The sequence below is a fragment of the Pseudomonas sp. CBZ-4 genome (genome assembly GCF_000346755.1).
Lineage (GTDB): Bacteria > Pseudomonadota > Gammaproteobacteria > Pseudomonadales > Pseudomonadaceae > Aquipseudomonas.
This window is the reverse complement of the sequence record NZ_ANNV01000164.1, coordinates 241,406-267,905: the sequence shown is the minus strand read 5'-3', so window position 1 is coordinate 267,905 and position 26,500 is coordinate 241,406. Positions and strand designations below refer to the sequence as shown.

Below are 26,500 nucleotides of genomic sequence, written 5' to 3'. Positions count from 1 at the left end.
CTTGGCCAACAGGCAGCACTTTGCAGTGCTGCCTGTTGGCGTTTATCTTCTTCAATCTGCATCCAGGCCGGTTAGAAGCCGTATGAATAAAGAAAACATTTGCCTGGGAGGAGCGGCTTATTAAACCGCTTTTTGCCAAAGGCCCCTCATTGGGCGTGCGCCTGCTGGTGCTGGTCGTGCTTTCGGTCGCGCTGATGGTGGTCGATGCCCGCTTTGCACTGCTCAAGCCCGTGCGCAGCCAGATGTCGCTGGTGTTGATGCAGACCTACTGGATCACCGACCTGCCGCAACGTCTCTACCAGGGCGTGGCCAGCCAATTTGGCAGCCGCACCGAACTGGTCGCCGAGAACGAAAAACTCAAGACTGAAAACCTGCTGTTGCAGGGGCGCATGCAAAAGCTCGCGGCCCTCACCGAGCAGAACGTTCGGCTGCGCGAGTTGCTCAACTCTTCTGCGCTGGTCAACGAGAAGGTCGAAGTCGCCGAGTTGATCGGCATGGACCCCAACCCCTTCACCCATCGCATCATCATCAACAAGGGTGAGCGCGACGGTGTGGTCCTTGGCCAGCCGGTGCTCGACGCCCGCGGCCTTATGGGCCAGGTGGTCGAGTTGATGCCCTACACGTCGCGGGTATTGTTGCTGACGGACACGACCCACAGCATTCCGGTGCAGGTCAACCGTAACGGCTTGCGTGCGATTGCCAGTGGTACCGGCAACCCTGAGCGCCTGGAATTGCGCCATGTGGCCGATACCGCGGATATCAAGGAGGGCGACCTGCTGGTCAGCTCCGGCCTGGGTCAGCGGTTCCCGGCGGGTTATCCGGTCGCGACGGTCAAGGAAGTGATCCACGATTCCGGCCAGCCGTTTGCCATCGTTCGCGCCGTGCCGACGGCCGCCCTGAACCGCAGCCGCTACCTGCTGCTGGTGTTCAGCGACAATCGCACGCCGGAAGAGCGCGCCAATGAGGCCGCCCAGGCCCAGGAAGCAGAAGACAAGCAGAACGGCGCCGCGCCGATTGTCCCGGCAACCGTGCCCAAGCCTGCCGCTGCCACACCAGCCACACCTGCGCCCGTTCCCGCGCCTGTTGCGACGCCAGTCAAGCCGGCTGCGCATCCGGTCAAACCAGCGGCCACCAAGCCACCGGCTTCAACGCCTGCCACAGCAACACCGGCGACTAAACCGCCTGCTGCTGCCCCGGTTGCCCGCCCAGCGGCAACGGCTCCGGCAACCACGCGGCAGAGGGAGGAATAATGGCCGGTACTCATTCGCGCAATGGCTGGATCGTCTGGCTGACCTTCGCGGTCGGCTTGCTGCTCAGCGTTTCACCCTTGCCGCAATTCATGGAAATCCTGCGCCCGTTGTGGCTGGCATTGCTGCTGGCCTTCTGGGCGTTGAACCTGCCGCATAAGATCGGCATGGTCACCGCGCTGTTTCTGGGCTTGGCGGAAGATGTGCTGTATGGCACCTTGCTGGGCCAGAACGCGTTGATTCTCACGCTGATCACGTTCCTGGTGCTGTCGTTGCAGCAACGTTTGCGTATGTTCCCGATGTGGCAGCAGTGCCTGGTGATCCTGGTGATCTTTGGCCTGGCGCAGCTTGTTCAACTGTGGCTCAGTGCCTTGACCGGCAATCGCCAGCCAACCCTGGCGCTGGTGTTGCCGGCGTTGGTGAGTGCCCTGCTGTGGCCATGGATCAGTTTTGGCCTGCGTGGGTTACGTCGTCGCTATAAAATCAATTGAATGGATTGCGAGGCTCTGCCTGGTTATCGAGCCCTACAGGGAGAGTCTGCATGAATTCGCTATATCTGGCCTCGGGCTCTCCGAGGCGGCGTGAACTGCTGAGCCAGATCGGGGTGCCTTTCACCCCTGTCAGCGCCGCCATTGATGAAACCCCTCTTATAAATGAATCCGCCGTTTCCTACGTCGAGCGCCTTGCGAGCGGCAAGGCAGCGGCGGGTTTGGCTGCGCTCGAAACTACCACCGGCGCCTGCGTGCTGGGCGCCGACACGGCGGTGATCGTGGACGGCAATATCCTCGGCAAACCGGTGGATCAGGCGGACGCCCTGGCGATGTTGATGGCCCTGGCGGGGCGCGAACATGAAGTCCTCACCGCCATTGCGCTCACCGACGGCGCGCGTTGTGAAACCGTTTGTGTAAGCAGTCGTGTACGTTTTCGCGCTATTACTGTCGAGGAAGCTACAACCTACTGGCACAGTGGCGAACCCCAGGACAAGGCGGGCGGCTATGCTATTCAAGGGCTTGGATCGGTGTTTGTCGCCGGGCTCAATGGCAGCTATTCCGCCGTGGTAGGCCTGCCGGTGTGCGAAACCGCGCAACTGCTCGACCAATTCGGCATACCCTGTTGGCAAAACCTTACCGCGCGCTGAACGCCCGACTCCAGCGCCCAGCCATAAGCGATCGGTCACTATTGTGAAAACGCCTGAACGAGACCCAGCCATGAGTGAAGAGATTCTGATCAATATCACGCCGATGGAATCGCGCGTGGCGGTGGTAGAGAACGGTGTTCTGCAAGAAGTGCACGTCGAGCGCACCCAGAAGCGCGGGATCGTCGGCAATATCTACAAGGGCAAGGTGGTACGCGTACTGCCGGGGATGCAGGCGGCATTCGTCGATATCGGCCTGGATCGCGCTGCGTTTATCCATGCCTCGGAAATTTCCCTGCGCGAAGGCCCTGCGGTGGAAAGCATCAGCGCGTTGGTGCATGAAGGGCAGAGCCTGGTGGTGCAAGTCACCAAGGACCCCATCGGCTCCAAAGGCGCACGCCTGACCACGCAGCTGTCGATTCCATCGCGTTACCTGGTGTACATGCCGCGTACCGCCCATGTCGGCATTTCCCTGAAGATCGAAGACGAAGGCGAGCGTGAGCGCCTGAAGAAGGTGGTCAGCGACTGCGTGGCCGCCGAAGGCATCAAGGAAGCCGGCGGTTTTATCCTGCGCACGGCAGCCGAAGGTGCCGGCGGCGATGAAATCCTCATGGACATTCGCTACCTGCGACGCCTGTGGGACCAGATCGGCGCCCAGATCAAGACCATCGGCGCGCCGAGTGTGATCTATGAAGACCTCGGCCTGGCCCTGCGTACGCTGCGTGACCTCGTCAGCCCGAAGATTGAGAAAATTCGCATCGACTCGCGGGAAACCTTCCAGCGCACCACGCAATTTGTTGCCGAGCTGATGCCGGAAATTGCTGATCGCCTGGAACACTACCCTGGTGAGCGGCCGATCTTCGACCTGTATGGCGTCGAAGATGAAATCCAGAAAGCCCTGGAGCGCAAGGTGCCACTCAAGTCCGGTGGTTACCTGGTGGTCGACCCGGCAGAAGCCATGACCACTATCGACGTCAACACCGGCGCGTTCGTCGGGCATCGCAACCTCGAAGAAACCATCTTCAAGACCAACCTCGAAGCCGCCACCGCGATTGCCCGCCAGCTGCGCCTGCGCAACCTGGGCGGCATCATCATCATCGACTTCATCGACATGGAAGATGAAGAGCACCAGCGCCAGGTGCTGCGCACCCTGGAGAAGCAGCTGGAGCGTGATCACGCCAAGACCAATATCATCGGCATCACCGAACTGGGCCTGGTGCAGATGACCCGCAAGCGCACCCGTGAAAGCCTTGAGCAAGTGCTGTGCGAGCCGTGCAGCAGTTGCCAGGGGCGCGGCAAGTTGAAGACCCCGGAAACGGTTTGCTACGAGATTTTCCGGGAAATCTTACGAGAGGCGCGAGCCTACCAGGCTGAAGGTTATAGAGTGCTTGCCAACCAGAAAGTGGTCGACCGACTGTTGGATGAAGAGTCCGGCAACGTCGCGGAATTGGAGGGGTTTATCGGGCGCACGATTCGTTTCCAGGTTGAAACCATGTATTCCCAGGAACAATACGACGTGGTGCTGCTCTGATCCCCATTCGCTTTCTTTTTACTGCCTTGAGGGTCGCCTGACATGGAGCGTCTGATACGCTTTTTTGCCGCTTTGACCCGTTGGGGCCTGGGCCTCTGTGCGCTGTTGCTGGTCCTGGCGGCGGTGTATGTGAGCCTGGGTCGCGAATTGACCCCGCTGGTGGCCGAATACCGTGCCGAAGTCGAAGCCAAGGCCCAGGCCGCGGTGGATATGCCCCTGCACATTGGCAGCCTTGAAGGCCGCTGGAGCGGCTTTGCCCCTGTGCTGTTGGCCCACGACGTGATGGTGGGCGAGGGCAGCAGTGCCTTGCGCCTGGACCAGGTCGAAGTGGTGCCGGATGTCTGGGCCAGCCTGATGGCCCGTGAAGTGCGCATTGCCCACCTGGAAGTCAGCGGCCTGCAACTGAGCGTCAAGGAAGACAAGGACGGCCACTGGGCGCTGCAAGGCCTGCCGGTGCAGGATGAGCAACCGCTGGACCCGCAGCAAGTGCTGCAGCGCATGCAGATGGTCAAGCGCGTGTCGTTGCTCGATAGCCAGGTCACCCTGCAACCTTTCGACCAGCCACCGTTGACCCTGACCTACGTCGGCCTGAGCCTGCACACCGGCATCACCCGCCAGCGCCTCGACGCGCGCCTGACCCTGCCCGACGGCCAACCCCTGGCGTTGAGCTTGCGTACACGCATTCGCGCCAGCCAGTGGCAGGACGGTGAAGTCCAGGCTTACTTGAGCCTGCCGCAGAGCGACTGGGCCAAGTGGATTCCGGCCCGGTTGACGCAGCAGTGGAAACTCAGCCAATTCAAAGCCGGCGGCGAATTCTGGCTGACCTGGGCCAAGGGCGCGGTGCAAAACGCGGTGGTGCGCCTCAACTCGCCACAGGTGAAGGGCAGCTATGCCGAGCGCAAGCCGGTGCACATTGAAAACCTTGCGCTCAACGCCTACCTGCAACGCAGTGATACGGGCCTCAAGGTGGTGTTCGATTCGCTGGCGATGAACCTCGGGGAGACCCGCTGGGAATCACGCCTGCAATTGCAGCAGAGCCTGGCGACCGACAAGGATCAGGAAACCTGGAAGCTGCAAGCCGACCGCCTGGACCTGACCCCCATCACGCCGCTGTTGAATGCCCTGGCACCGTTACCGGAGGGGTTTGCCAAGACCATCGAACACCTGAAGGCCACGGGGCTGCTGCGCAATGTGCTGGTGGATTTCCGTCCCCAGGACACTACGGATCAGAAAGTCAGTTTTGCCGCCAACCTGGAGCGCGTCGGTTTTGACGCTTACTTCGGTGCGCCGGCCGCGCGCAACGTGTCCGGCAGTATCAGCGGTGATATGGGCCATGGCGAACTGCGCATGGACAGCAAGGATTTCTCCCTGCACCTCGATCCGATCTTCGCCAAGCCCTGGCAGTACATCCAGGCCAATGCGCGCCTGACATGGAAACTGGATAAAGAAGGCTTCACCCTGATCGCGCCGTATATCAAGGTGCTGGGCGAAGAAGGCAAGGTCGCCGCCGATTTCCTGATCCGCCTGCATTTTGACCACAGCCAGGAAGACTACATGGACCTGCGGGTCGGCATGGTCGATGGTGATGGGCGCTTCACCCCCAAATACCTGCCGGCGGTGTTGAGCCCGGCGCTGGATGAATGGCTGCGCACGGCGATTCTCAAGGGCGCGGTCGACGAGGGCTTCTTCCAATACCAGGGTTCACTGAACCACGATGCATTGCCGGCCTCGCGCAATATCAGCCTGTTCTTCAAGGTGCATGACGCCGAGCTGGCGTTCCAGCCAGGCTGGCCCCACGTGAGCAAGGTCAAGGGTGAGGTGTTTGTCGAGGAAAGCGGCGTGCGCATCCTCGCCAGCAAGGGCCAGTTGCTCGACACCAAGGTCAAGGATATCTACGTCAATATTCCCCATGCGCCGGCTGGCAAGGACAGCCATCTGCTGCTCACCGGTGGTTTCGCCGGTGGCTTGGGTGATGGCCTGAAGATCCTGCAGGAAGCGCCGATTGGTACGGCTGCAACCTTTGCCGGCTGGAAGGGCGAGGGCGACCTGCAAGGCAGCCTGGACCTGGATGTGCCGCTGGCCAAGGGCACCGAGCCGAAAATCGTGGTGGACTTCAAGACCGACAAGGCACGCCTGCAACTTGCCGAGCCGACGCTGGACCTGACCCAGCTCAAGGGCGATTTCCGTTTCGACAGTGCCAAGGGCCTCAGCGGCCAGAACATCACGGCCCAGGCGTTTGACCGGCCCATCACCGCGCAGATTTTTGCCGACGGCAAGCCGGGCAATATCAGCACGCGCGTGACTGCCAAGGGCCAGGTCACGGTCAAGCGGCTGACAGACTGGTTGAAAGTCGGCCAGCCGTTGCCAGTGTCCGGCGACATTCCCTACCAGTTGCAACTGAACCTGGATGGGGCCGACAGCCAGTTGATGGTCAGCTCCAACCTCAAGGGTGTGGCAGTGGACTTGCCGGCCCCTTTCGGCATGCCCGCCAGCCAGGGGCGTGACAGCGTGTTCCGGATGACCTTGCAGGGTAACGAGCGGCGGTATTGGTTCGATTATGGCGAGTTGGCGAATTTCACCTTTGCCGCCCCGCCGGACAAGTTCAACGAAGGCCGTGGCGAGTTGTTTCTCGGTGATGGTGATGCGCTGTTGCCCACGGTCAAAGGCTTGCGTATTCGCGGGGTCTTGTCGGAACTCGACATCGACCCGTGGAAAAAACTCGTCGACCGTTATGCCGGCAATGACCCGGGCGGTAGCGCCAAACAGTTGCTCAGTGGCGCCGACTTCAAGGTCGGCAAGCTGACGGGTTTCGGCACCCGGTTCGACCAGGTCAAATTGCAGCTGGACCGCAAGCCCGCCGCCTGGGCCTTGCAGCTCGACAGCCAGCAGGCCAAGGGCAGCGTCAACCTGCCGGATGCCAAGGCCGCGCCGATTGCGATCAACCTGCAATACGTGAAATTGCCGGCGGTGGACCCGAGCGTCCAGGCCGACGAAAACGCGCCGGACCCCTTGGCCGACATCGACCCCAAGGACATTCCCGCGCTGGATATCGCCATTGATCAACTGTTCCAGGGGCCGGACCTGATCGGTGCCTGGTCGCTGAAGATCCGCCCGACGACCAAGGGCCTGACCTTCAACAACCTGGACCTGGGCCTCAAGGGCATGCAGCTCAAGGGCGACGGCGGCTGGGAAGGCGCACCGGGGACCAGCAGCAGTTGGTACAAGGGGCGTCTGGACGGCAAGAATATCGGCGATGTGCTCAAAGGCTGGGGTTACGCGCCGACCGTGACGAGCAAGGACTTCCATCTGGACGTGGACGGCCGCTGGCCAGGTTCGCCGGCCTATGTGGGGCCTAAGCGTTTCTCCGGCAGCCTGGATGCGACATTCCGCAGCGGCCAGTTTGTTGAAGTGGAAGGCGGTGCCCAGGCGCTGCGTGTATTTGGCCTGCTCAATTTCAACTCCATCGGGCGCCGGCTGCGTCTGGACTTTTCCGACTTGCTCGGCAAGGGCTTGAGTTACGACAAGGTCAAGGGTTTGCTGGCGGCGAGTAACGGCGTGTTTGTCACCCGCGAGCCGATCACCATGACCGGACCATCGACCAACCTGGAGCTTAACGGCACCCTGGACCTGGTGGCTGACCGTGTCGACGCCAAGCTGCTGGTGACGTTGCCGGTCACCAACAACCTGCCGATTGCCGCGCTGATCGTGGGCGCGCCGGCGATTGGCGGCGCGTTGTTCCTGATCGACAAGCTGATCGGTGACCGTGTGTCGCGTTTTGCCAGCGTGCAATACAAAGTGGAAGGGCCCTGGAAGGACCCTAAAATCACCTTCGACAAGCCATTTGAAAAGCCAAACTGAGAGGCTGTGGAGTAGCATGGCCGCACGCCCATTACGGAGAGTCGGCCCATGTCCTTTGCGGTAATTCAAATGGTCAGCCAGAGCGATGTGCTGGCCAATCTGGCCCAGGCCCGGCGCCTGCTGGAGCAAGCGGCGGCGGGCGGTGCGAAGCTGGCCGTGCTGCCGGAAAACTTCGCCGCCATGGGCCGCCGTGATGTGGCCGATATCGGCCGCGCCGAGGCGTTGGGCGAAGGGCCGATCCTGCCGTGGTTGAAACAGACCGCCCGCGACCTCACCTTATGGATAGTGGCCGGCACCTTGCCGTTGCCGCCCAAGGATCAGCCGAACGCCAAGTCCAACGCCTGCTCGCTGCTGGTCGATGACCGGGGCGAAATCGTTGCCCGTTACGACAAGCTGCACCTGTTCGATGTGGATGTTGCCGATGCGCGCGGTCGTTATCGCGAATCCGACGACTATGCTTTCGGGAGCAATGTGGTGGTGGCGGACACGCCGGTGGGGCGCTTGGGCCTGACCGTGTGTTACGACCTGCGCTTCCCCGAGCTGTACAGTGAATTACGGGCGGCGGGGGCTGAATTGATTACCGCGCCTTCGGCTTTTACGGCGGTGACTGGCGCCGCGCATTGGGACGTGCTGATTCGCGCGCGCGCCATCGAAACCCAGTGCTATCTGCTGGCGGCGGCCCAGGGCGGCGTGCACCCGGGACCGCGGGAGACCCATGGTCATGCGGCGATTGTCGACCCGTGGGGGCGCGTGCTGACACAACAGGATCAAGGCGAAGCGGTGTTGTTGGCCGAACGCGACAGCAGTGAACAAGCGTCGATACGGGCGCGCATGCCGGTGGTCAACCATCGGCGCTTTTTCTCGCAGGGCGCACAGCGGCCTGCTTCGGAACGATGAATTTAAGGCCAAACCTATGAGCGAGTTGTTGTCCTCAGTCAGTGAACATCTCCTGGCACCCGGTGGCGTGACCATCGAAAGCTTGCAAACCGTGCTCGGCGATCTGGCCGGGCCGGGTATCGACGCGGCCGACCTGTATTTCCAGGGGCAGATTTCCGAGTCCTGGGCCCTCGAAGACGGCATCGTCAAGGAAGGCAGCTTCAACCTGGACCAGGGTGTAGGCGTGCGCGCGCAATCCGGTGAAAAAACCGGTTTTGCCTACAGCAATGCCATCACGCTGGAAGCCTTGGGCCTGGCGGCGCGTGCGGCGCGTTCGATCTCCCGCGCGGGCCAGAATGGCACGGTGCAGGCGTTTACCACCCAGGACGTGGCGCAGTTGTATGGGCCGGATAACCCGCTGGAAGTGATCAGCCGTGCAGAGAAAGTCGATTTGCTCAAGCGTGTCGACGCTGCAACCCGCGCCCTTGACCCGCGTATCCAGCAAGTCACCGTGAGCATGGCCGGTGTGTGGGAGCGCATCCTGGTGGCCTCCACCGACGGTAGCCTGGCGGCAGATGTGCGGCCGCTGGTGCGTTTCAATGTCAGTGTGATCGTCGAGCAGAACGGCCGCCGTGAGCGCGGCGGACATGGCGGCGGCGGGCGTACCGACTACCGTTATTTCCTCAGCGATGACCGCGCCATGGGTTATGCCCGTGAAGCGCTGCGCCAGGCCCTGGTCAACCTGGAGGCCATTCCGGCGCCGGCCGGTACGTTGCCGGTGGTGTTGGGCTCGGGTTGGTCCGGCGTCTTGCTGCACGAAGCCGTGGGCCATGGCCTGGAAGGCGACTTCAACCGCAAGGGCAGTTCCGCCTACAGCGGGCGCATGGGCGAGAGGGTTGCGTCCAAGTTGTGCACCATTGTCGATGACGGCACGTTGGCTGGCCGTCGTGGTTCGCTGAGTGTGGACGACGAAGGTACGCCGACCGAGTGCACCACGCTGATCGAAAACGGCGTGCTCAAGGGCTATATGCAAGACAAGCTCAACGCTCGCCTGATGGGCGTGGCACGTACCGGTAATGGTCGTCGCGAGTCCTACGCGCACTTGCCGATGCCGCGTATGACCAATACCTACATGCTCGCCGGCGAAAGCGACCCGGCGGAGATCATCGCCTCGGTAAAACGCGGGATCTACTGCGCCAACCTCGGCGGCGGCCAGGTGGACATCACCAGCGGCAAGTTCGTGTTCTCCACCAGCGAGGCGTACCTGATCGAAGACGGCAAGATTACCGCGCCGGTCAAAGGGGCAACGTTGATCGGTAACGGGCCGGAAGCCATGAGCAAGGTGTCGATGGTCGGTAACGACCTGTCGCTGGACAGCGGCGTGGGCACGTGCGGCAAGGATGGGCAGTCGGTGCCGGTGGGTGTCGGCCAGCCAACGCTGAAAATTGATGCGATCACCGTGGGTGGCACGGGCTCGTAGGAAAGGTGGAGCTTCGGGTGGCGAAGATCGCCACCCGGGGAAGAGGATCAGCGCAGACCGCGTTGAGTCTCGTCCAGCTCTCGGATGTACTTGAAGATTTTACGGCTGGTGGCCGGCGCCTTGTTATGCGCCTGCTCGTGCTGGGCCTGACGGATCAGGGAGCGCAATTGCTGGCGGTCCGCGTCCGGGTAGTCCAGCACGAATTTCTCCAGCACGGCGTCATCGCCCGCGATCAGGCGGTCACGCCAACGTTCCAGGTTATGGAAACGTTCGTTGTACTGGCGAGTGGAGGCATCGGTTTGATCGAGCAAGGCGAGAATGGCGTCAGTGTCCTGATCGCGCATCAGCTTGCCGATAAACATGATGTGCCGTTTACGCGCGATATTCGCGGTGTGCTTGGGTGCATCCGCCAGCGCCCGGCGCATTTCGTCGGTCAGGGGCAGTTTTGCAATCAAGTCTTTCTTGAGCGTTGTAAGGCGCTCGCCAAGGTCAACCAGAGCATGCAGCTCACGTTTGACCTGGGTTTTGCTTTTCTCCCCATCGAGGGAGTCGTCGTAAGAATCAACCATGGTGGCAGTCCGCAAAGAAACGCCGCCATGATAACCAGTCGGGGGCCGCTTGTCCGGCCCGGTCGCTCGATGGCCTTAACCGAAAGCAGAATTTGAGTGGAGAAAACCATGAGTGCAGCCCAAAGCGTCGGTCCGCAAGCGTTACCGGCACTGCAGGAACAAGTCGAGCAGATCCTTGCCGAGGCCAAGCGCCAGGGGGCCAGTGCCTGTGAAGTGGCGGTGTCGCTGGAGCAGGGGCTGTCGACGTCGGTACGTCAGCGCGAAGTGGAAACCGTTGAGTTCAACCGTGACCAGGGCTTTGGCATCACCCTTTACGTGGGGCAGCGCAAAGGCTCGGCCAGCACCTCGGCCAGCGGCCCGGAAGCGATTCGCGAGACCGTCGCGGCCGCGTTGGCGATTGCCAAGCATACTTCCGAGGACGAAAGCTCGGGCTTGGCTGACAAAGCGCTGATGGCCAAGGATTTGAAGGACTTCGATCTGTTCCATGAATGGGACATCACCCCGGAGCAGGCCATTGAGTTGGCGCTGACCTGCGAAGCCGCTGCGTTCGATGCAGATCCCCGCATCAAGAACGCCGATGGCACCACGTTGAGCACGCATCAAGGTTGCCGTGTGTACGGCAACAGCCACGGTTTTGTCGGCGGTTATGCCTCCACCCGCCATAGCTTGAGCTGCGTGATGATCGCCGAAGCCAACGGCCAGATGCAGCGCGACTACTGGTACGACGTGAGCCGCCAGGGCGAGTTGCTGGCTGACCCGGCCAGCATCGGCCAGCGTGCCGCGCAACGTGCCGCCAGCCGCTTGGGCGCGCGCCCGGTGCCAACGTGCGAAGTGCCGGTGCTGTTTTCGGCGGAACTGGCCGGTGGTTTGTTCGGCAGTTTCCTTAGCGCGATTTCTGGCGGCAACCTGTACCGCAAGTCGTCGTTCCTTGAGGGTGCAATCGGGCAAAAGCTGTTCCCGGAGTGGCTGACCCTCGATGAGCGTCCGCACCTGATGCGCGCCATGGGCAGCTCGGCGTTCGATGGCGATGGCCTGGCGACCTATGCCAAGCCGTTCGTCGAAAACGGCGAGTTGGTGTCCTATGTGCTAGGGACTTACTCCGGCCGCAAGCTCGGCCTGCCAAGCACGGCCAACTCCGGTGGCGTGCACAACCTGTTTGTCACCCATGGCGATGAAGACCAGGCGGCGCTGTTGCGTCGCATGGGGCGTGGCCTGCTGGTGACGGAGTTGATGGGCCATGGCCTGAACATGGTAACCGGCGATTACTCCCGGGGTGCGGCGGGCTTCTGGGTGGAAAACGGCGAGATCCAGTTCGCCGTCCAGGAAGTGACCATCGCCGGCAATATGCGCGACATGTTCAAGCAAATTGTCGCGGTGGGTAACGATCTGGAGCTACGCAGCAACATTCGCACAGGCTCGGTATTGATCGAGCGGATGACGGTCGCCGGCAGCTGATCCTCCCGACGCTTCATCTAAAAAGGCGCGCCATCTCAACGATGGCGCGCCTTTTTTTATGGCTGCGTTACAGGCAGATTAATCGGCCACTCTTGTTTTGATTCTCAATATCATTTAATAATAAATATCATTACCGGATGAGTGTGGATCATGAGTTCAGTCCTGCATGAGGATCCTTACCTGGAGAGCTGGCGCTGGATGAGTCGCCAGATCCGTTGCGGCCTCAACCCCAACGAGCCGCGCCTGATCGAGCATTACCTCAACGAGGGTCGCTACCTGGCGTGCTGCACCGCGACCCATCCGTGGACGATCGCTGAAACCTCATTCCGCCTGCTGCTCGACACCGCCAGCGATATCGCGCTGCCCTGGCATTGGCGCTCCATGTGCCTGGACCAGGCCTGGCGCCCCCTGCGTGACCTGGAAAAACTCTCTCACTGTGCCTGCCGCCTCAAGCGTTGGCAGAGCTTTGCGTGGCGATTGGCGACTTGCGAATTGCTGCCGTCTATTTCTCACTCCGACCTGGTGCAAGGATCTAACGATGAGTAACACCCGTATCGAACGCGACAGCATGGGCGAACTGCAAGTGCCGGCCGAGGCCTTGTATGGCGCACAAACCCAGCGCGCGGTGAACAACTTCCCGATCAGCCATCAGCGTATGCCCGCGCAATTCATTCGCGCCCTGATCCTCGCCAAGGCCGCTGCGGCCAAGGCCAACGTCGATCTCAAGCAAATCACCGAAGGGCAGGGCAAGGCTATCGTCGATGCCGCCCAGGGCTTGCTCGAAGGCGACTTCATGCAGCACTTCCCGGTGGATATTTTCCAGACCGGCTCCGGCACCAGTTCCAACATGAACGCCAACGAAGTGATCGCGACCCTGGCCAGCCGTTTGTTGGGCGAGGCGGTCAACCCCAATGACCACGTGAACTGCGGCCAAAGCAGCAACGACATCATCCCAACCACTATCCACGTCAGCGCCGCGCTGGTCCTGCATGAGCAAACCCTGCCGGCTTTGCTGCACCTGGTGCAGGTGATCGAGCGCAAGGCGGAGGAAGTCCACCCGTTCATCAAGACCGGCCGCACGCACCTGATGGACGCCATGCCGGTGCGCATGAGCCAGGTGCTCAATGGCTGGGCACAACAACTCAAGGCCAACATCGGTCACTTGCAGGATTTGCTCCCGAGCTTGCAGGCCCTGGCCCAAGGCGGCACGGCGGTCGGCACCGGGATCAACGCCCACCCGGAATTCGCCGCACGTTTCAGCCAGCAATTGAGCAGCCTGACCGACGTGACCTTCACGCCGGGCAAGAACCTGTTTGCGCTGATTGGCTCCCAGGACACTGCCGTCGCCGTCTCCGGCCAGTTGAAAGCCACCGCCGTGTCACTGATGAAAATCGCCAACGATCTGCGCTGGATGAACTCCGGCCCACTCGCCGGCCTCGGTGAAATCGAGCTGGAAGGCCTGCAGCCGGGCTCTTCGATCATGCCGGGCAAGGTCAATCCGGTGATCCCGGAAGCCACCGCCATGGTCGCCGCCCAAGTGATCGGCAATGACACGGTGATTACCGTCGCGGGCCAATCCGGCAACTTCGAGCTGAACGTGATGCTGCCGATCATTGCCCAGAACCTGCTCAGCAGCCTCGAACTGCTGGCCAATTCCAGCCGTTTGCTGGCGGACAAGGCCATCGCCACCTTCAAGGTCAACGAAGCCAAGCTCAAGGAAGCGCTGTCGCGCAATCCGATCCTGGTCACGGCACTCAACCCGATCATTGGCTACCAGAAGGCCGCTGAAATCGCCAAGAAAGCCTATCAACAAGGCCGTCCGGTGATTGATGTGGCGCTTGAGCACACCGACTTGCCCCGCAGCCAACTGGAAGTCCTGCTGGACCCGGAAAAGCTCACGGCCGGCGGCGTGTAATCACCGACCCTGCTTTGGAGGCTCACCATGGAGCACTGGAAACGCACGATCGAACGGGCCAATCGCTGCTTTATGCAGGGCGAACTGGTTGACGCTCGCGAGGCCTATTTGCAAGCCCTGGCCCTGGCCCAAGTGTTGTTCGAACGCTGGGCGGATGCCGACGAAGCAGTGGCGGCTTGCGTCATTTCCCATCACAACCTGGCGGACCTGCATCTGCGCCTGAACCAGCCGGAGGAAAGCGCGGAATACCTCTGCGCTATCCACCAGCGCCTGCTGCAGACCATGCAGGACCCGCGCCTGACCCCGCAATTGCGTGAGGCGGCGCTGCGCCAGAGCAGCAAGACCTACGTCGAACTGTTGAACTTCATCAGCGATCACGGCGAGTACCCGCGTACCCATCGCCTGCTGGGCAGCACTGCGGCGCAACCGGATGCGTCGACTCGCAACAGTCCTTATTACGGAGCACATTGAAATGTCCTACACCTTGCCTGCCTTGCCTTACGCCTACGACGCCCTGGAACCGCACATCGATGCGCAAACCATGGAGATTCACTACACCAAGCATCACCAGACCTACATCAACAACCTCAACGCCGCTGTCGAGGGCACCGAGTTTGCGGGCTGGCCGGTCGAGAAACTGGTGGCCAGCGTGCAGCAACTGCCGGAAAAACTGCGTGCCGCCGTGATCAACCAAGGTGGCGGCCATGCCAACCACTCGTTGTTCTGGGCGGTGATGTCGCCCAAAGGTGGCGGCAAGCCTGAAGGTGCGCTGGCCAAGGCTATCGATGAACAAGTGGGTGGTTTCGACAGCTTCAAGGAAGCCTTCACCAAGGCCGCGTTGACCCGTTTCGGCAGCGGTTGGGCCTGGCTCAGCGTGACCCCGCAAAAGACCCTGGTAGTGGAAAGCAGCGGTAACCAGGACAGCCCGCTGATGAGCGGCAATACGCCGATCCTCGGCCTGGACGTCTGGGAGCACGCTTATTACCTGCTCTATCAGAACCGTCGCCCGGAATACATCAACGCCTTCTACAGCGTGATCAACTGGCCGGAAGTCGCTGCACGCTATCAGGCCGCCTTGGCCTGACATTGACCACCATAACAAGATCTAAGGCCGACTATGGGCACTGAAACACTGGCGATCAGCAGCGGGCGGATGTTTCGTTATGCGTTTGGCTCGCTGCTGCTATTGGCAGGTACTGCATTGCTGGTGGCCCACGGGCTCGACTGGCTGAACCTGGAGCCGCGCATCCTGCGTGCCCTGCAAGGTGGATCGATTTGCGCGCTGGGTACGGCGCTTGGCGCGGTGCCGGTACTGGTCATTCGCCGGATGCCGGTGGCGCTGAGCGACACGTTGCTGGGTTTTGGCGCCGGGGTGATGCTGGCGGCGACCGCGTTTTCGCTGATCGTGCCAGGGATCGCCGCCGCTGAAAGCCTGGGGCTCACGCCCTGGGGCGCCAGTGGGTTGATCAGCTTTGGCATCATGCTGGGCGCGTTCGGGCTGTATCTGGTTGATCGCAAGGTCTCCGGGGCGAGCCCGGAAATGTTGGTGGGCACACCGGATCACCCGGTGATACCGCCGCGCATCTGGCTGTTCGTGTTTGCCATCATTGCCCATAACATCCCGGAAGGCATGGCGGTGGGGGGTTCGGCAGGCGGCGGTATGCCGGATGCCGACAGCCTGGCCATGGGCATCGCCTTGCAGGATGTGCCCGAAGGCCTGGTGATTGCCTTGGTGTTGGCCGGGGCAGGGATGTCGCGGGTCAAGGCGTTCCTGATCGGTGCGGCCTCAGGTTTGGTCGAGCCGGTATTTGCCGTGCTGTGTGCCTGGTTGGTGAGTCTGGCAGAGGTGCTGTTGCCACTCGGGCTGGCGCTGGCGGCAGGGGCGATGTTGCTGGTGGTGACTCACGAGGTGATCCCCGAATCGCGGCGCAACGGTCACGAAAAGCTTGCCAGCCTGGGGTTGTGCATCGGTTTTTGCTTGATGATGGTGATGGATACCGCATTGGGCTGAAGTCGTTGCGACTTCACGCCCATCTCAAAGGGTGAGTTTACTCACCCTCATCAAAGAAATTGTTGATCAACGCCACCAGGGCGTCCATCGCTTCCTGCTCTTGCTCGCCCTCTGTCTTCAGGTGAATCCTGGTGCCCTTGCCGGCGGCCAGCATCATCATGGCCATGATGCTTTTGCCATCGACCATGGATTCCGGGGTGCGCCCCGCACGGATCTGGCAGGGGAACTGCCCGGCAACGCCGACGAACTTCGCAGAAGCCCGGGCATGCAAGCCCAGCTTGTTGATGATTTCAATTTCCAGAGCGGGCATCGCGGGGGTGATCCTTTCAGCTAAGGTCGCGGTGGCGAACCTGGACGTTCTTGAGGGTTTGTTGCAGCACCTGGCCCAGGCGTTCGGTCAGGTAGACCGAGCGGTGGTGGCCGCCAGTGCAGCCAATGGCAATGGTGACATAGGCCCGGTTGCTTGCGGCAAAGCGCGGCAGCCATTTGAGCAGGTAGCTGGAGATATCCTGGAACATCTCTTCGACATCCGGCTGCGCTGCCAGGTACTCGGCCACGGGCTGGTCAAGCCCGGACTGCTCACGCAGCTCGGGTTTCCAATAGGGGTTCGGCAGGCAACGCACATCGAACACCAGGTCGGCATCCACCGGCATGCCGCGCTTGAAGCCAAACGACTCAACGAGAAACGCGGTGCCAGGCTCCGGCTGGTTCAGCAGGCGCAGCTTGATGGCGTCGCGCAGCTGGTACAGGTTGAGGCTGGTGGTGTTGATCTTGAGGTCGGCGAGGTCGATGATCGGCCCCAGCAACTTGGTTTCGTCTTCGATGGCTTCCGCCAGGGAACGATGCGGGCTGCTGAGGGGGTGGCGCCGGCGGGTTTCGGAAAAACGCTTGAGTAGCGTCTCTTCGTCGGCGTCCAGGTACAACACATCGCAATGTATGTGCTTGGCGCGAACTTCCTCAAGCAATTGCGGGAACCGCTCAAGGTGGCTGGGCAGGTTGCGGGCATCGATCGACACGGCCACCAGGGGTTGCGCCAGTTCGGTATGGATCAGTGCACGTTCGGCCAGCTCCGGCAGCAAGCCGGCGGGCAAATTGTCGATGCAGTAGAAACCGTTGTCCTCAAGCACGTTGAGGGCGGTGCTTTTACCCGAGCCGGAGCGGCCGCTGACGATGATCAAACGCATGATTACTGCCCGTTCTGTTCATCCAGGACAACCTGGTACAGCGCCTCGTTGCTGCTGGCACTGCGCAGTTTGTCGCGTACTTCCTTGCGGTCGAGCATGCTGGCGATCTGACGGAGCAGTTCCAGGTGTGCATCGGTGGCGGCTTGCGGGACCAGCAGAACGAACAGCAGGTCAACCGGTGCGCCGTCGATGGCGTCGAAATCGATGGGGGCGTCCAGGTGCAACAGGGCGCTGACAGGTGCCTCACAGCTTTTGAGGCGGCAATGGGGAATGGCGATGCCGTTGCCAAAACCGGTGGAACCGAGTTTTTCACGGGCAATCAGAGCCTCGTACACATCTTGCATCTCCAGGTCAGGCACTTCGCGGCTGATCAGGTTGGCAATTTGTTCGAGAGCTTTCTTTTTGCTGCCGCCCGGCGCGTTCACGAGGGAACGGCCGGGGGTCAGGATGGTTTCAAGTCGAATCATGGGTGGGGAGTGTTAGCGGCCTGTGCCCTGGAGAAGGCTCTGCTGCTTTTCCTTATGCTTTTTGATTTGGCGATCCAGCTTGTCGGTCAGGTCGTCAATGGCGGCATACATATCTGAATGCTCGGCATTGGCGACGACTTCCCCGCCGGGTATACGCAAGGTGGCTTCGATTTTCTGCTTCAGCTTTTCGACAGTCATGATGACTTGCACGTTGGTGATCTTGTCGAAATGCCCCTCAATTCTTTTGAGTTTTTCGCCGATATAGGCGCGCAGCGGTTCGGTCACTTCCAGTTGGTGTCCACTGATGTTGACTTGCATACAGCTTCTCCTTCGTTGCCAGTGCATAAAGCGGTGGGCAGGAATACCCACCACTGGAACGCTGTGGCCCGCCCGTCACATCAAACGCTTACGCTCGCTGGAAGGCGCGATCCCGAGGGACTCGCGGTACTTGGCGACGGTTCGACGGGCGACCTGAATGCCTTGTGCCTCCAGTAAACCAGCGATCTTACTGTCACTCAATGGCTTTTTCTGATTTTCCGCGGCAACCAGTTTTTTGATGATCGCGCGAATCGCCGTGGACGAGCATTCGCCGCCTTCGGAGGTGCTGACGTGGCTGGAGAAAAAGTATTTCAGCTCATAAATACCCCGTGGGGTATGCATGAATTTTTGCGTGGTCACCCGGGAAATCGTCGATTCGTGCATGCCGACCGCTTCGGCGATGTCATGCAGCACCAGCGGTTTCATCGCTTCATCGCCATATTCCAGGAAGCCGCGCTGGTGCTCGACGATCTGGGTGGCGACTTTCATCAGGGTTTCGTTGCGGCTCTGCAGGCTCTTGATGAACCAGCGGGCCTCCTGCAACTGGTTGCGCATGAAGGTGTTGTCGGCGCTGGTGTCGGCGCGGCGCACGAAGCCGGCGTATTGCGGGTTGACCCGCAGGCGTGGAACCGATTCCTGGTTCAGCTCCACCAGCCAGCGCTCGTTGTCCTTGCGCACGATCACGTCAGGGACCACGTACTCAGCTTCGCTGGACTCGATCTGCGAGCCCGGACGCGGGTTGAGGCTCTGCACCAGCTCGATGACCTGGCGCAGGTCGTCTTCCTTGAGCTTCATGCGGCGCATCAACTGGCTGTAGTCGCGGCTGCCCAGCAGGTCGATGTAGTCAGTGACCAGGCGCTGGGCTTCAGCGAGCCAAAGGGTCTTGGCGGGCAGTTGGCGCAATTGCAGCAGCAGGCATTCGCTGAGGGTGCGGGCGCCAATACCGGCGGGCTCGAACTGTTGGATGCGGTGCAGGACGGCTTCGATCTCGTCCAGTTCGATGTCCAGTTCCGGGTCGAACGCTTCGAGGATTTCCTCCAGCGTCTCGTCCAGGTAGCCCTGGTTGTTGATGCAGTCGATCAGGGTCACGGCGATCAAGCGATCGGTGTCCGACATCGGCGCGAGGTTCAGTTGCCACAGCAGATGGCTCTGCAGGCTCTCGCCGGCGGAGGTGCGGGTGGTGAAGTCCCACTCGTCGTCATCGTTGCTGGGCAGGCTGCTGGCGCTGGTCTGGTAGACGTCTTCCCAGGCGGTGTCCACGGGAAGCTCGTTGGGAATGCGTTCGTTCCATTCGCCTTCTTCCAGGTTGTCCACCGTCGGGGCGGTTTCCTGGTAGGAGGGTTCCTGCACGTCGGAGTTGGGTTTTTGCTCGATGTTGTCGGCCAGTGGGTCTGCATTGTCGAAGTCGTCGCCTTCTTCCTGGCGTTCGAGCATCGGATTGGACTCCAGGGCCTCCTGGATTTCCTGTTGCAGGTCCAGGGTCGACAATTGGAGCAGGCGGATGGCCTGTTGCAGCTGCGGTGTCATCGTCAGCTGCTGGCCCATTCTCAGGACTAGCGATGGTTTCATGGCAGGGGCTTAACACCTTATTCGCCGGCGCAATGCGCCATCCACGACAGGGCGCGTGAGCGCCAAACATAAGCAAATTATATGCCTGATATCGCGGGCTTTGCCTAGAGCGCGGTAACAATAAAAATCCGGAGGTTCCTATTGATTTCCGCGCACCTTGGCAAACGGCCGTGACACCACGGTGTTTACAGGCGGAACTCGTGACCCAGGTACACTTCCTTCACCAGTTCGTTGGCCAGGATAGTGGCTGAATCGCCTTCGGCGATCAGTTGGCCATCGTTGACGATATACGCGGTTTCGCAGATATCGAGGGTTTCACGCACGTTGTGGTCGGTGATCAGTACGCCGATGCCCTTCGCCTTGAGGTGGTGGATGATCTGCTTGATATCGCCGACCGAAATCGGGTCGACGCCGGCAAACGGTTCGTCCAGCAGGATGAACTTCGGCGCGGTGGCCAGGGCGCGGGCGATTTCCACACGACGACGCTCACCACCGGACAAGCTCATGCCGAGGTTGTCGCGGATGTGGTTGATGTGGAATTCCTGCAACAGGCTTTCCAGCTCCTGGCGACGGCCGTCACGGTCGAGTTCCTTGCGGGTCTCGAGGATCGCCATGATGTTGTCGGCTACCGACAGTTTGCGGAAGATCGACGCCTCCTGTGGGAGATAGCCGATACCGGCCCGTGCACGACCGTGCATCGGCTGGTGGCTCACGTCCAGGTCGTCGATCAGTACACGACCCTGATCCGCCTGGACCAGGCCGACGATCATATAGAAGCAGGTCGTCTTGCCGGCGCCGTTGGGGCCGAGCAAGCCGACGATCTGGCCGCTGTCGATCGACAGGCTGACGTCACGCACGACCTGACGGCTTTTGTAGGCCTTGGCCAGATGCTGGGCTTTCAGGGTTGCCATTACTCGGCCTTCTTCTTCGGCTGGATAACCATGTCGATGCGCGGACGTGGTGCGGTCACCTTGGAGCCATTGGCGCGACCCGCCTGTGCGACTTGGGTCTGCGTGTTATAGACGATCTTCTCGCCCTCGGTAGAGTTGCCATTGGGGCTGAGCACCTTGGCCTGGTCGATCAGGACAATGCGGTTCTGCTGGGCGTGGTACTGGATGGTCTTGCCGTAGCCCTTCATCGGGCCGGTGTCGGTAGGCGACTGCTTCTGTTCGAAGTAGGCCAGGTTGCCCACCGAAGTCACCACGTCGATGTCGCCGGACTGGGTGCGAGTCAGTGTCACCGTATTGCCGGTGATCTTCATCGAGCCCTGGGTGATGATCACGCCGCCGGTGTAGGTGGCGACGCCTTGCTTGTCGTCCAGTTGCGCATCGTCAGCCGAAATGTGGATCGGTTGCTGGCTATCGTTCGGCAGAGCCCAGGCGCTCACGCTTCCCAGTGCTGCGCCCAGACTGAGCAAAATAGGGAGAGTTTTAACGAGCCTCATACTGTCCTCTTACGTTCGATAGCAGGTGTATCCTGCTTTCTTTCAAATACGCTTTCATTCCCTTGCCAGTCGATACCCCGCCAGCGCCGTCGATTCTAACGTCTTGCTCGGTCTGCGCATATTGCTTCTGCGGGAATACGGTCATGCGACTGCTGGTAATCACGGTGTCACGGTTTTTATCATCGGTGCGCGCAACGCGTACCGAATCGATCAGTTCCACTTCGGTGCCGTCCGGGTTGACCTCGCCACGCTTGCTGGTGACGTGCCACGGAAACTCGGTGCCGCGGTAGATGTTCATGTCCGGGTTGGTCAGCAGGGTCACTTCGCTGGTCTTCACGTGCTCGACCTTGTCCGAGGTGATCTCGTACTGCACCTTGCCGTCCGGCAGGTACTGGATGCTGTACGCATTGGTGGCGTAATAGTCGATAGCGCCTTGATCAACCTGCGCGACAGGCTGGTCGAGAAAGCGCTCCGGGCTGATATTCCAGTAGCCCACCGCCAGGAACAGCGCGGCGATGACCCCGAATAACAGGAAGTTGCGAATCTTTTTGCTCAGCATAAAACGCTCTATAGGTAGGCGGCGTGGGCCGCTTCAAGGCTGCCTTGGGCACGCAGGATCAGCTCGCAGAATTCGCGGGCGGCACCTTCACCGCCACGGGCGGTGGTGATGCCGTGGGCGTGTTCGCGAACAAACGCCGCCGCATTGGCGACGGCCATGCCCAGGCCGACCCGGCGGATCACCGGCAGGTCAGGCAAGTCGTCGCCCAAGTAGGCGACCTGCTCATAGCTTAGGTTGAGTTGGCCAAGAAGCTCGTCCAGGACCACCAGTTTATCCTCGCGGCCCTGATACAGGTGAGGAATCCCCAGGTTTTGTGCGCGGCGTTCCACAACCGGGGTTTTTCTGCCGCTGATAATTGCCGTTTGCACGCCCGCCGCCATCAGCATCTTGATGCCTTGGCCGTCGAGGGTGTTGAAGGTTTTGAATTCGCTGCCATCTTCGAGGAAGTACAGGCGGCCGTCAGTCAGCACGCCGTCCACGTCGAAAATCGCCAATTTGATGTGTTTGCCGCGTTGCAGCAGGTCGCTGGTCATTTACATCACTCCCGCACGCAGCAAGTCGTGCATGTTCAGGGCGCCGATTGGGCAGTCGTTGCTGTCAACGACCACCAGCGCACCGATCTTGTGGTCTTCCATGATTTTCAAGGCTTCGGCCGCCAGCATATCGGGGCGGGCAGTCTTGCCGTGGGGCGTCATCACCGCGTCGATGGTCGCGGTGTGGATGTCGATGGTGCGGTCCAGGGTGCGGCGCAGGTCGCCGTCCGTGAAGACGCCGGCCAGTTTGCCGTCGGCTTCCAGGATCACGGTCATGCCCAGGCCCTTGCGGGTCATTTCCATCAGCGCGTCCTTCAGCAGCGTGCCGCGCTGAACGTGGGGCAATTCATCGCCCGAATGCATGACGTTTTCCACTTTCAGCAGCAGGCGACGGCCCAGGGCACCGCCCGGGTGGGAAAACGCGAAGTCTTCTGCAGTAAAGCCGCGAGCCTCCAGCAACGCTACCGCCAAGGCGTCGCCCATGACCAGTGCGGCGGTGGTGGACGAGGTCGGCGCCAGGTTCAGCGGGCAGGCTTCGTGGGCCACGTGAACATTGAGGTTCACTTCGGCAGCCTTGGCCAGCGTCGAATCGGGGTTGCCGGTGATGCTGATCATCTTGATGCCCAGGCGCTTGATCAGCGGCAGCAGGGTGACGATCTCGTTGGTGGTGCCCGAATTGGACAATGCCAGGATGATGTCATCCTTGGTGATCATGCCCATGTCGCCGTGGCTGGCTTCGGCCGGGTGTACGAAAAAGGCGGTGGTTCCGGTGCTGGCCAGGGTGGCGGCAATCTTGTTGCCGACATGGCCGGATTTGCCCATGCCGACCACGACAACGCGGCCTTTGCTGGCCAGAATCATCTCGCAGGCGCGTACGAAATCCGCGTCGATATGGGCCAGCAAGCCTTCTACGGCTTCAAGCTCAAGGCGGATGGTACGTTGTGCGGATTGAATAAGGTCGCTGGATTGGCTCATGTCTGAAATCGTATAGCCTGACGAAAAGTCGGCGATTATAGCGGCAATGCGCAATTCCCTCACGCAAGTTCGTCAGGGTTTATTCGCAATGCCCGTGAGATTCATCTTAAGCAACCCTTTTTCCCTGTCCTCTGTCTGAACAAGCGCGGTTCCGGCCTTGGGCGCGTTGTACCAGCGGTGATATAGTTCGCCGCCAGTTCGGTCCGCCCAGCCCATGGGGCTAACTATTGCGCGAACGTTGCAAACGTTTGTCGCAAACGTGGTGTCTGAGTGAGAGGCTGCATCCCAAGGAGTTTAGATGAGTGCCGATAACGCCTACGCGGTCGAGCTGAAGGGTCTTACCTTCAAGCGCGGGACGCGCAGCATCTTCAATAACGTCGATATCCGCATTCCCCGCGGCAAGGTCACGGGCATCATGGGGCCTTCCGGTTGCGGCAAGACCACCCTGCTGCGCCTGATGGGCATGCAATTGCGCCCGACTGCCGGCGAAGTGTGGGTCAACGGCCAGAACCTGCCGACGTTGTCGCGCAGCGATCTGTTCGATGCACGCAAGCACATGGGTGTGCTGTTTCAGAGCGGTGCGCTGTTCACCGACCTCGATGTTTTCGAAAACGTAGCGTTCCCGCTGCGGGTGCATACCCAGCTGTCCGATGAAATGATTCGTGACATCGTGTTGCTGAAACTGCAGGCCGTAGGGCTGCGTGGTGCCATCGACCTGATGCCCGACGAGCTGTCCGGCGGCATGAAGCGCCGGGTGGCCCTGGCCCGCGCCATCGCCCTCGACCCACAGATCCTCATGTACGACGAGCCTTTCGTGGGCCAGGACCCGATCGCCATGGGCGTGCTGGTGCGCCTGATCCGCCTGCTCAACGATGCGCTGGGCATTACCAGTATCGTGGTGTCCCACGACCTGGCAGAAACCGCGAGCATCGCTGACTACCTTTATGTAGTCGGCGATGGCCAGGTGCTGGGGCAGGGCACGCCTGAAGAGCTGATGAACGCCGACAACCCGCGCATTCGCCAATTCATGACGGGCGACCCCGATGGCCCGGTGCCTTTTCATTTTCCGGCAGCGGACTACCGCTCAGATCTTCTGGGGAAGCGTTGATGCGCAAGACTTCACTTATCGAGAAGGTCCGCCTTTTCGGTCGCTCCGGCATCGACATCATCGAAGTGCTCGGCCGTTCGACGATTTTCCTCTTCCACGCCTTGCTCGGTCGCGGCGGCATTGGCGGCGGGTTTGGCCTGCTGATCAAGCAACTGCATGCCGTGGGCGTGATGTCCCTGGTGATCATCGTGGTCTCCGGGGTCTTTATCGGCATGGTGCTGGCGTTGCAGGGCTTCAATATTCTCTCCAGCTACGGTTCGGAGCAGGCGGTAGGGCAGATGGTTGCCCTGACGCTGCTGCGTGAGCTGGGGCCGGTGGTCACCGCCTTGCTGTTTGCCGGGCGCGCAGGTTCTGCGCTGACCGCCGAGATCGGCAACATGAAGTCCACCGAGCAGTTGTCCAGCCTGGAAATGATCGGCGTGGACCCACTCAAGTACATTGTTGCCCCGCGCCTGTGGGCCGGCTTCATTTCCCTGCCTCTGCTGGCGATGATCTTCAGCGTGGTGGGTATCTGGGGCGGTTCGTGGGTGGCGGTGGACTGGCTGGGGGTCTACGACGGCTCCTACTGGGCCAACATGCAAAACAGCGTGACCTTCAGCGGTGACGTGCTCAATGGCATCATAAAGAGCATCGTCTTCGCCTTTGTAGTGACCTGGATCGCCGTATTCCAAGGCTACGACTGTGAGCCCACCTCAGAAGGGATCAGTCGCGCCACCACCAAGACCGTTGTGTACGCCTCGCTGGCGGTACTGGGCCTTGACTTCATTTTGACCGCCTTGATGTTTGGAGATTTCTGATGCAAAACCGCACTGTGGAAATCGGTGTCGGCCTTTTCTTGCTGGCTGGCATCCTGGCTTTACTGTTGCTGGCCCTGCGAGTCAGCGGCCTTTCGGCCAGCCCGACCGCCGATACTTATAAACTTTACGCGTACTTCGACAATATCGCCGGTTTGACTGTCAGAGCTAAAGTGACCATGGCCGGTGTCACCATCGGCAAGGTCACGGCAATCGATCTGGATCGCGACAGCTTCACCGGTCGAGTGACGATGCAGTTGGACAAGAAGGTAGATAATCTGCCGACTGACTCCACGGCATCTATCCTCACTGCGGGTCTGCTGGGCGAGAAGTACATCGGTGTCAGCGTGGGTGGGGAGACAGCCCTGCTCAAGGATGGCTCGACCATCCACGACACGCAGTCGTCGCTGGTGCTTGAGGACCTGATCGGTAAATTCCTGCTCAATACGGTCAATAAAGACGCCAAATGAGGAATCTGTTCATGATCTCTACCTTGCGACGTGGCCTGCTGGTACTGCTTGCAGCGCTGCCGCTGATGGCCAACGCGGCAGGTTCTGCGCACGAGCTGGTGCAGGACACGACCAACAAGATGTTGGCTGACCTGACGGCCAACAAAGAACAGTACAAGCAAGACCCGACCAGGTTCTACGACGCGCTGAACACCATTGTCGGCCCGGTGGTCGATGCCGAAGGCATCTCCCGCAGCATCATGACGGTCAAGTACTCGCGCAAGGCCACGCCTGCACAGATGCAGACCTTCCAGGAAAACTTCAAGAAGGGCCTGTTCCAGTTCTACGGCAACGCGCTGCTTGAGTACAACAACCAGGGCATTACCGTGGCGCCGCCAGGCGATGAGTCGGGCGATCGCACCAGCGTCAACATGACCGTCAAGGGCACCAACGGCGCGGTCTACCCCGTGCAGTACACCCTGGAGAAGATCAACGGCGAGTGGAAACTGCGCAACGTGATCATCAACGGCATCAACATCGGCAAGCTGTTCCGTGACCAGTTCGCCGACGCCATGCAGCGCAATGGCAACGACCTGGACAAGACCATCAATGGTTGGGCCGGTGAAGTCGCCAAGGCCAAGGAAGAAACCGACAAGCAAGCTGCCGGGAAGCCAGCGCAATGACCGAATCGGCCGTTCGTCTCGGCGATGCCGGCGAGTTGTTCATCAGTGGCGTGCTGGACTATCGCTCCGGGCCGGGCCTGCGCAAGCAGGGCCAGGCACTGATCAATAGCAGCAGCGCGTCCGCGCTGGTGGTGGATTGCTCGCAAGTGACCAAATCCAGCAGCGTGGGTTTGTCCTTGCTGCTGTGCTTCATGCGTGATGCCGAGGCGGCTGATAAAACGGTCAGCATCCGTGCCATGCCCGAAGACATGCGCGAAATTGCCGAAGTTTCCGGCCTGACCGAACTGTTGGCACATCCTTAATACACATTATTGGAGAAGCCCCCCGTCAGAGTCCTGCT

Annotated in this window: 29 protein-coding genes; 18 read left to right on the top strand and 11 right to left on the bottom strand. The window is 60.8% G+C overall.

The window, feature by feature from the left end:
* Positions 1 to 119 precede the first annotated feature (119 nt).
* The 7 genes from mreC to tldD all read left to right on the top strand — a co-directional run bounded on the left by mreC (position 120) and on the right by tldD (position 10,127).
* Positions 120 to 1,250: a rod shape-determining protein MreC gene (mreC, locus tag B348_RS0125050; protein WP_081609286.1), complete on the top strand. Its 1,131-nt coding sequence runs from the start codon at positions 120 to 122 to the stop codon at positions 1,248 to 1,250.
* Positions 1,250 to 1,738, top strand: coding sequence for a rod shape-determining protein MreD (mreD, locus tag B348_RS0125045; protein ID WP_017738772.1), 489 nt, complete (start codon positions 1,250 to 1,252; stop codon positions 1,736 to 1,738). The genes mreC and mreD overlap by 1 nt, the downstream gene beginning before the upstream one ends.
* 50 nt (positions 1,739 to 1,788) lie before the next feature.
* Positions 1,789 to 2,385: a nucleoside triphosphate pyrophosphatase gene (locus B348_RS0125040; RefSeq protein ID WP_017738771.1), complete on the top strand. Its 597-nt coding sequence runs from the start codon at positions 1,789 to 1,791 to the stop codon at positions 2,383 to 2,385.
* Positions 2,386 to 2,455: 70 nt separating this feature from the next.
* Positions 2,456 to 3,913, top strand: a complete 1,458-nt coding sequence (rng, locus tag B348_RS0125035; protein WP_017738770.1) for a ribonuclease G — start codon at positions 2,456 to 2,458, stop codon at positions 3,911 to 3,913.
* A 42-nt stretch (positions 3,914 to 3,955) separates the two neighbouring features.
* On the top strand, positions 3,956 to 7,771 hold the full coding sequence (locus B348_RS0125030) for a YhdP family protein (protein ID WP_017738769.1): 3,816 nt from the start codon (positions 3,956 to 3,958) through the stop codon (positions 7,769 to 7,771).
* 48 nt (positions 7,772 to 7,819) lie between these two features.
* A complete protein-coding gene (locus B348_RS0125025; RefSeq protein WP_017738768.1) occupies positions 7,820 to 8,668 on the top strand; it encodes a carbon-nitrogen hydrolase family protein in 849 nt (282 codons plus the stop codon).
* Between the two features lie 16 nt (positions 8,669 to 8,684).
* On the top strand, positions 8,685 to 10,127 hold the full coding sequence (tldD, locus tag B348_RS0125020) for a metalloprotease TldD (RefSeq protein ID WP_017738767.1): 1,443 nt from the start codon (positions 8,685 to 8,687) through the stop codon (positions 10,125 to 10,127).
* Positions 10,128 to 10,174: 47 nt separating this feature from the next.
* On the opposite strand, the gene yjgA is transcribed toward tldD, so the two are convergent.
* Positions 10,175 to 10,696 (bottom strand): ribosome biogenesis factor YjgA, encoded by a 522-nt coding sequence (gene yjgA / locus B348_RS0125015; RefSeq protein ID WP_017738766.1) that lies wholly within the window; start codon positions 10,694 to 10,696, stop codon positions 10,175 to 10,177.
* A gap of 108 nt (positions 10,697 to 10,804) precedes the next feature.
* Here yjgA and pmbA point away from each other — a divergent pair, with 108 nt between their 5' ends.
* The 6 genes from pmbA (at position 10,805) to B348_RS0124985 (ending at position 16,077) form a co-directional block, all read left to right on the top strand.
* Complete coding sequence (gene pmbA / locus B348_RS0125010; protein ID WP_017738765.1) at positions 10,805 to 12,151, top strand: metalloprotease PmbA; 1,347 nt, start codon at positions 10,805 to 10,807, stop codon at positions 12,149 to 12,151.
* Positions 12,152 to 12,301: 150 nt separating this feature from the next.
* Complete coding sequence (locus B348_RS0125005) at positions 12,302 to 12,697, top strand: hypothetical protein (RefSeq protein WP_017738764.1); 396 nt, start codon at positions 12,302 to 12,304, stop codon at positions 12,695 to 12,697.
* Entirely contained in the window at positions 12,690 to 14,066 is a 1,377-nt protein-coding gene (locus B348_RS0125000) for an aspartate ammonia-lyase (RefSeq protein WP_017738763.1), read from the top strand. The genes B348_RS0125005 and B348_RS0125000 overlap by 8 nt, the downstream gene beginning before the upstream one ends.
* 27 nt (positions 14,067 to 14,093) lie before the next feature.
* Positions 14,094 to 14,537, top strand: coding sequence for a hypothetical protein (locus B348_RS0124995; RefSeq protein ID WP_017738762.1), 444 nt, complete (start codon positions 14,094 to 14,096; stop codon positions 14,535 to 14,537).
* A 1-nt stretch (position 14,538) separates the two neighbouring features.
* The gene (locus B348_RS0124990; protein ID WP_017738761.1) at positions 14,539 to 15,150 is read left to right on the top strand and encodes a superoxide dismutase; all 612 of its coding nucleotides are present in this window, start codon (positions 14,539 to 14,541) and stop codon (positions 15,148 to 15,150) included.
* Between the two features lie 33 nt (positions 15,151 to 15,183).
* On the top strand, positions 15,184 to 16,077 hold the full coding sequence (locus tag B348_RS0124985) for a ZIP family metal transporter (protein ID WP_017738760.1): 894 nt from the start codon (positions 15,184 to 15,186) through the stop codon (positions 16,075 to 16,077).
* Between the two features lie 37 nt (positions 16,078 to 16,114).
* Here the strand turns inward: B348_RS0124985 and B348_RS0124980 are convergent, their stop codons facing one another.
* The 10 genes from B348_RS0124980 to B348_RS0124935 all read right to left on the bottom strand — a co-directional run bounded on the left by B348_RS0124980 (position 16,115) and on the right by B348_RS0124935 (position 23,126).
* Complete coding sequence (locus B348_RS0124980; RefSeq protein ID WP_017738759.1) at positions 16,115 to 16,387, bottom strand: HPr family phosphocarrier protein; 273 nt, start codon at positions 16,385 to 16,387, stop codon at positions 16,115 to 16,117.
* A gap of 16 nt (positions 16,388 to 16,403) precedes the next feature.
* Positions 16,404 to 17,261 carry an RNase adapter RapZ gene (gene rapZ / locus B348_RS0124975; RefSeq protein WP_017738758.1) on the bottom strand — a complete coding sequence of 286 codons (858 nt, stop codon included), beginning with the start codon at positions 17,259 to 17,261 and terminating at the stop codon, positions 16,404 to 16,406.
* A gap of 2 nt (positions 17,262 to 17,263) precedes the next feature.
* Complete coding sequence (ptsN, locus tag B348_RS0124970) at positions 17,264 to 17,728, bottom strand: PTS IIA-like nitrogen regulatory protein PtsN (protein WP_017738757.1); 465 nt, start codon at positions 17,726 to 17,728, stop codon at positions 17,264 to 17,266.
* Positions 17,729 to 17,740: 12 nt separating this feature from the next.
* Complete coding sequence (hpf, locus tag B348_RS0124965) at positions 17,741 to 18,046, bottom strand: ribosome hibernation-promoting factor, HPF/YfiA family (RefSeq protein ID WP_010170586.1); 306 nt, start codon at positions 18,044 to 18,046, stop codon at positions 17,741 to 17,743.
* Positions 18,047 to 18,121: 75 nt separating this feature from the next.
* Complete coding sequence (locus B348_RS0124960; RefSeq protein WP_026137049.1) at positions 18,122 to 19,615, bottom strand: RNA polymerase factor sigma-54; 1,494 nt, start codon at positions 19,613 to 19,615, stop codon at positions 18,122 to 18,124.
* 185 nt (positions 19,616 to 19,800) lie between these two features.
* On the bottom strand, positions 19,801 to 20,526 hold the full coding sequence (lptB, locus tag B348_RS0124955; protein ID WP_004372092.1) for an LPS export ABC transporter ATP-binding protein: 726 nt from the start codon (positions 20,524 to 20,526) through the stop codon (positions 19,801 to 19,803).
* Entirely contained in the window at positions 20,526 to 21,059 is a 534-nt protein-coding gene (lptA, locus tag B348_RS0124950; RefSeq protein WP_026137048.1) for a lipopolysaccharide transport periplasmic protein LptA, read from the bottom strand. The genes lptB and lptA overlap by 1 nt, the downstream gene beginning before the upstream one ends.
* Positions 21,046 to 21,618, bottom strand: a complete 573-nt coding sequence (gene lptC / locus B348_RS0124945) for an LPS export ABC transporter periplasmic protein LptC (RefSeq protein ID WP_017738754.1) — start codon at positions 21,616 to 21,618, stop codon at positions 21,046 to 21,048. Before lptC ends, lptA begins: the two co-directional genes overlap by 14 nt.
* A gap of 8 nt (positions 21,619 to 21,626) precedes the next feature.
* On the bottom strand, positions 21,627 to 22,151 hold the full coding sequence (locus B348_RS0124940; protein WP_017738753.1) for an HAD family hydrolase: 525 nt from the start codon (positions 22,149 to 22,151) through the stop codon (positions 21,627 to 21,629).
* Positions 22,152 to 23,126, bottom strand: coding sequence for a KpsF/GutQ family sugar-phosphate isomerase (locus tag B348_RS0124935; protein WP_017738752.1), 975 nt, complete (start codon positions 23,124 to 23,126; stop codon positions 22,152 to 22,154).
* A gap of 298 nt (positions 23,127 to 23,424) precedes the next feature.
* Between B348_RS0124935 and B348_RS0124930 the strand changes: the two genes are divergently transcribed.
* Genes B348_RS0124930 through B348_RS0124910 form a run of 5 tightly spaced genes read left to right on the top strand, consistent with a single transcriptional unit; the run spans position 23,425 to position 26,462 of the window.
* Entirely contained in the window at positions 23,425 to 24,234 is an 810-nt protein-coding gene (locus B348_RS0124930) for an ATP-binding cassette domain-containing protein (RefSeq protein ID WP_017738751.1), read from the top strand.
* A complete protein-coding gene (gene mlaE / locus B348_RS0124925) occupies positions 24,234 to 25,031 on the top strand; it encodes a lipid asymmetry maintenance ABC transporter permease subunit MlaE (protein WP_017738750.1) in 798 nt (265 codons plus the stop codon). The genes B348_RS0124930 and mlaE overlap by 1 nt, the downstream gene beginning before the upstream one ends.
* A complete protein-coding gene (gene mlaD, locus B348_RS0124920) occupies positions 25,031 to 25,498 on the top strand; it encodes an outer membrane lipid asymmetry maintenance protein MlaD (RefSeq protein WP_003171814.1) in 468 nt (155 codons plus the stop codon). Before mlaE ends, mlaD begins: the two co-directional genes overlap by 1 nt.
* 11 nt (positions 25,499 to 25,509) lie before the next feature.
* Entirely contained in the window at positions 25,510 to 26,160 is a 651-nt protein-coding gene (locus B348_RS0124915) for a phospholipid-binding protein MlaC (RefSeq protein WP_017738749.1), read from the top strand.
* Positions 26,157 to 26,462 carry a lipid asymmetry maintenance protein MlaB gene (locus tag B348_RS0124910; RefSeq protein ID WP_017738748.1) on the top strand — a complete coding sequence of 102 codons (306 nt, stop codon included), beginning with the start codon at positions 26,157 to 26,159 and terminating at the stop codon, positions 26,460 to 26,462. Before B348_RS0124915 ends, B348_RS0124910 begins: the two co-directional genes overlap by 4 nt.
* Positions 26,463 to 26,500: the final 38 nt, after the last annotated feature.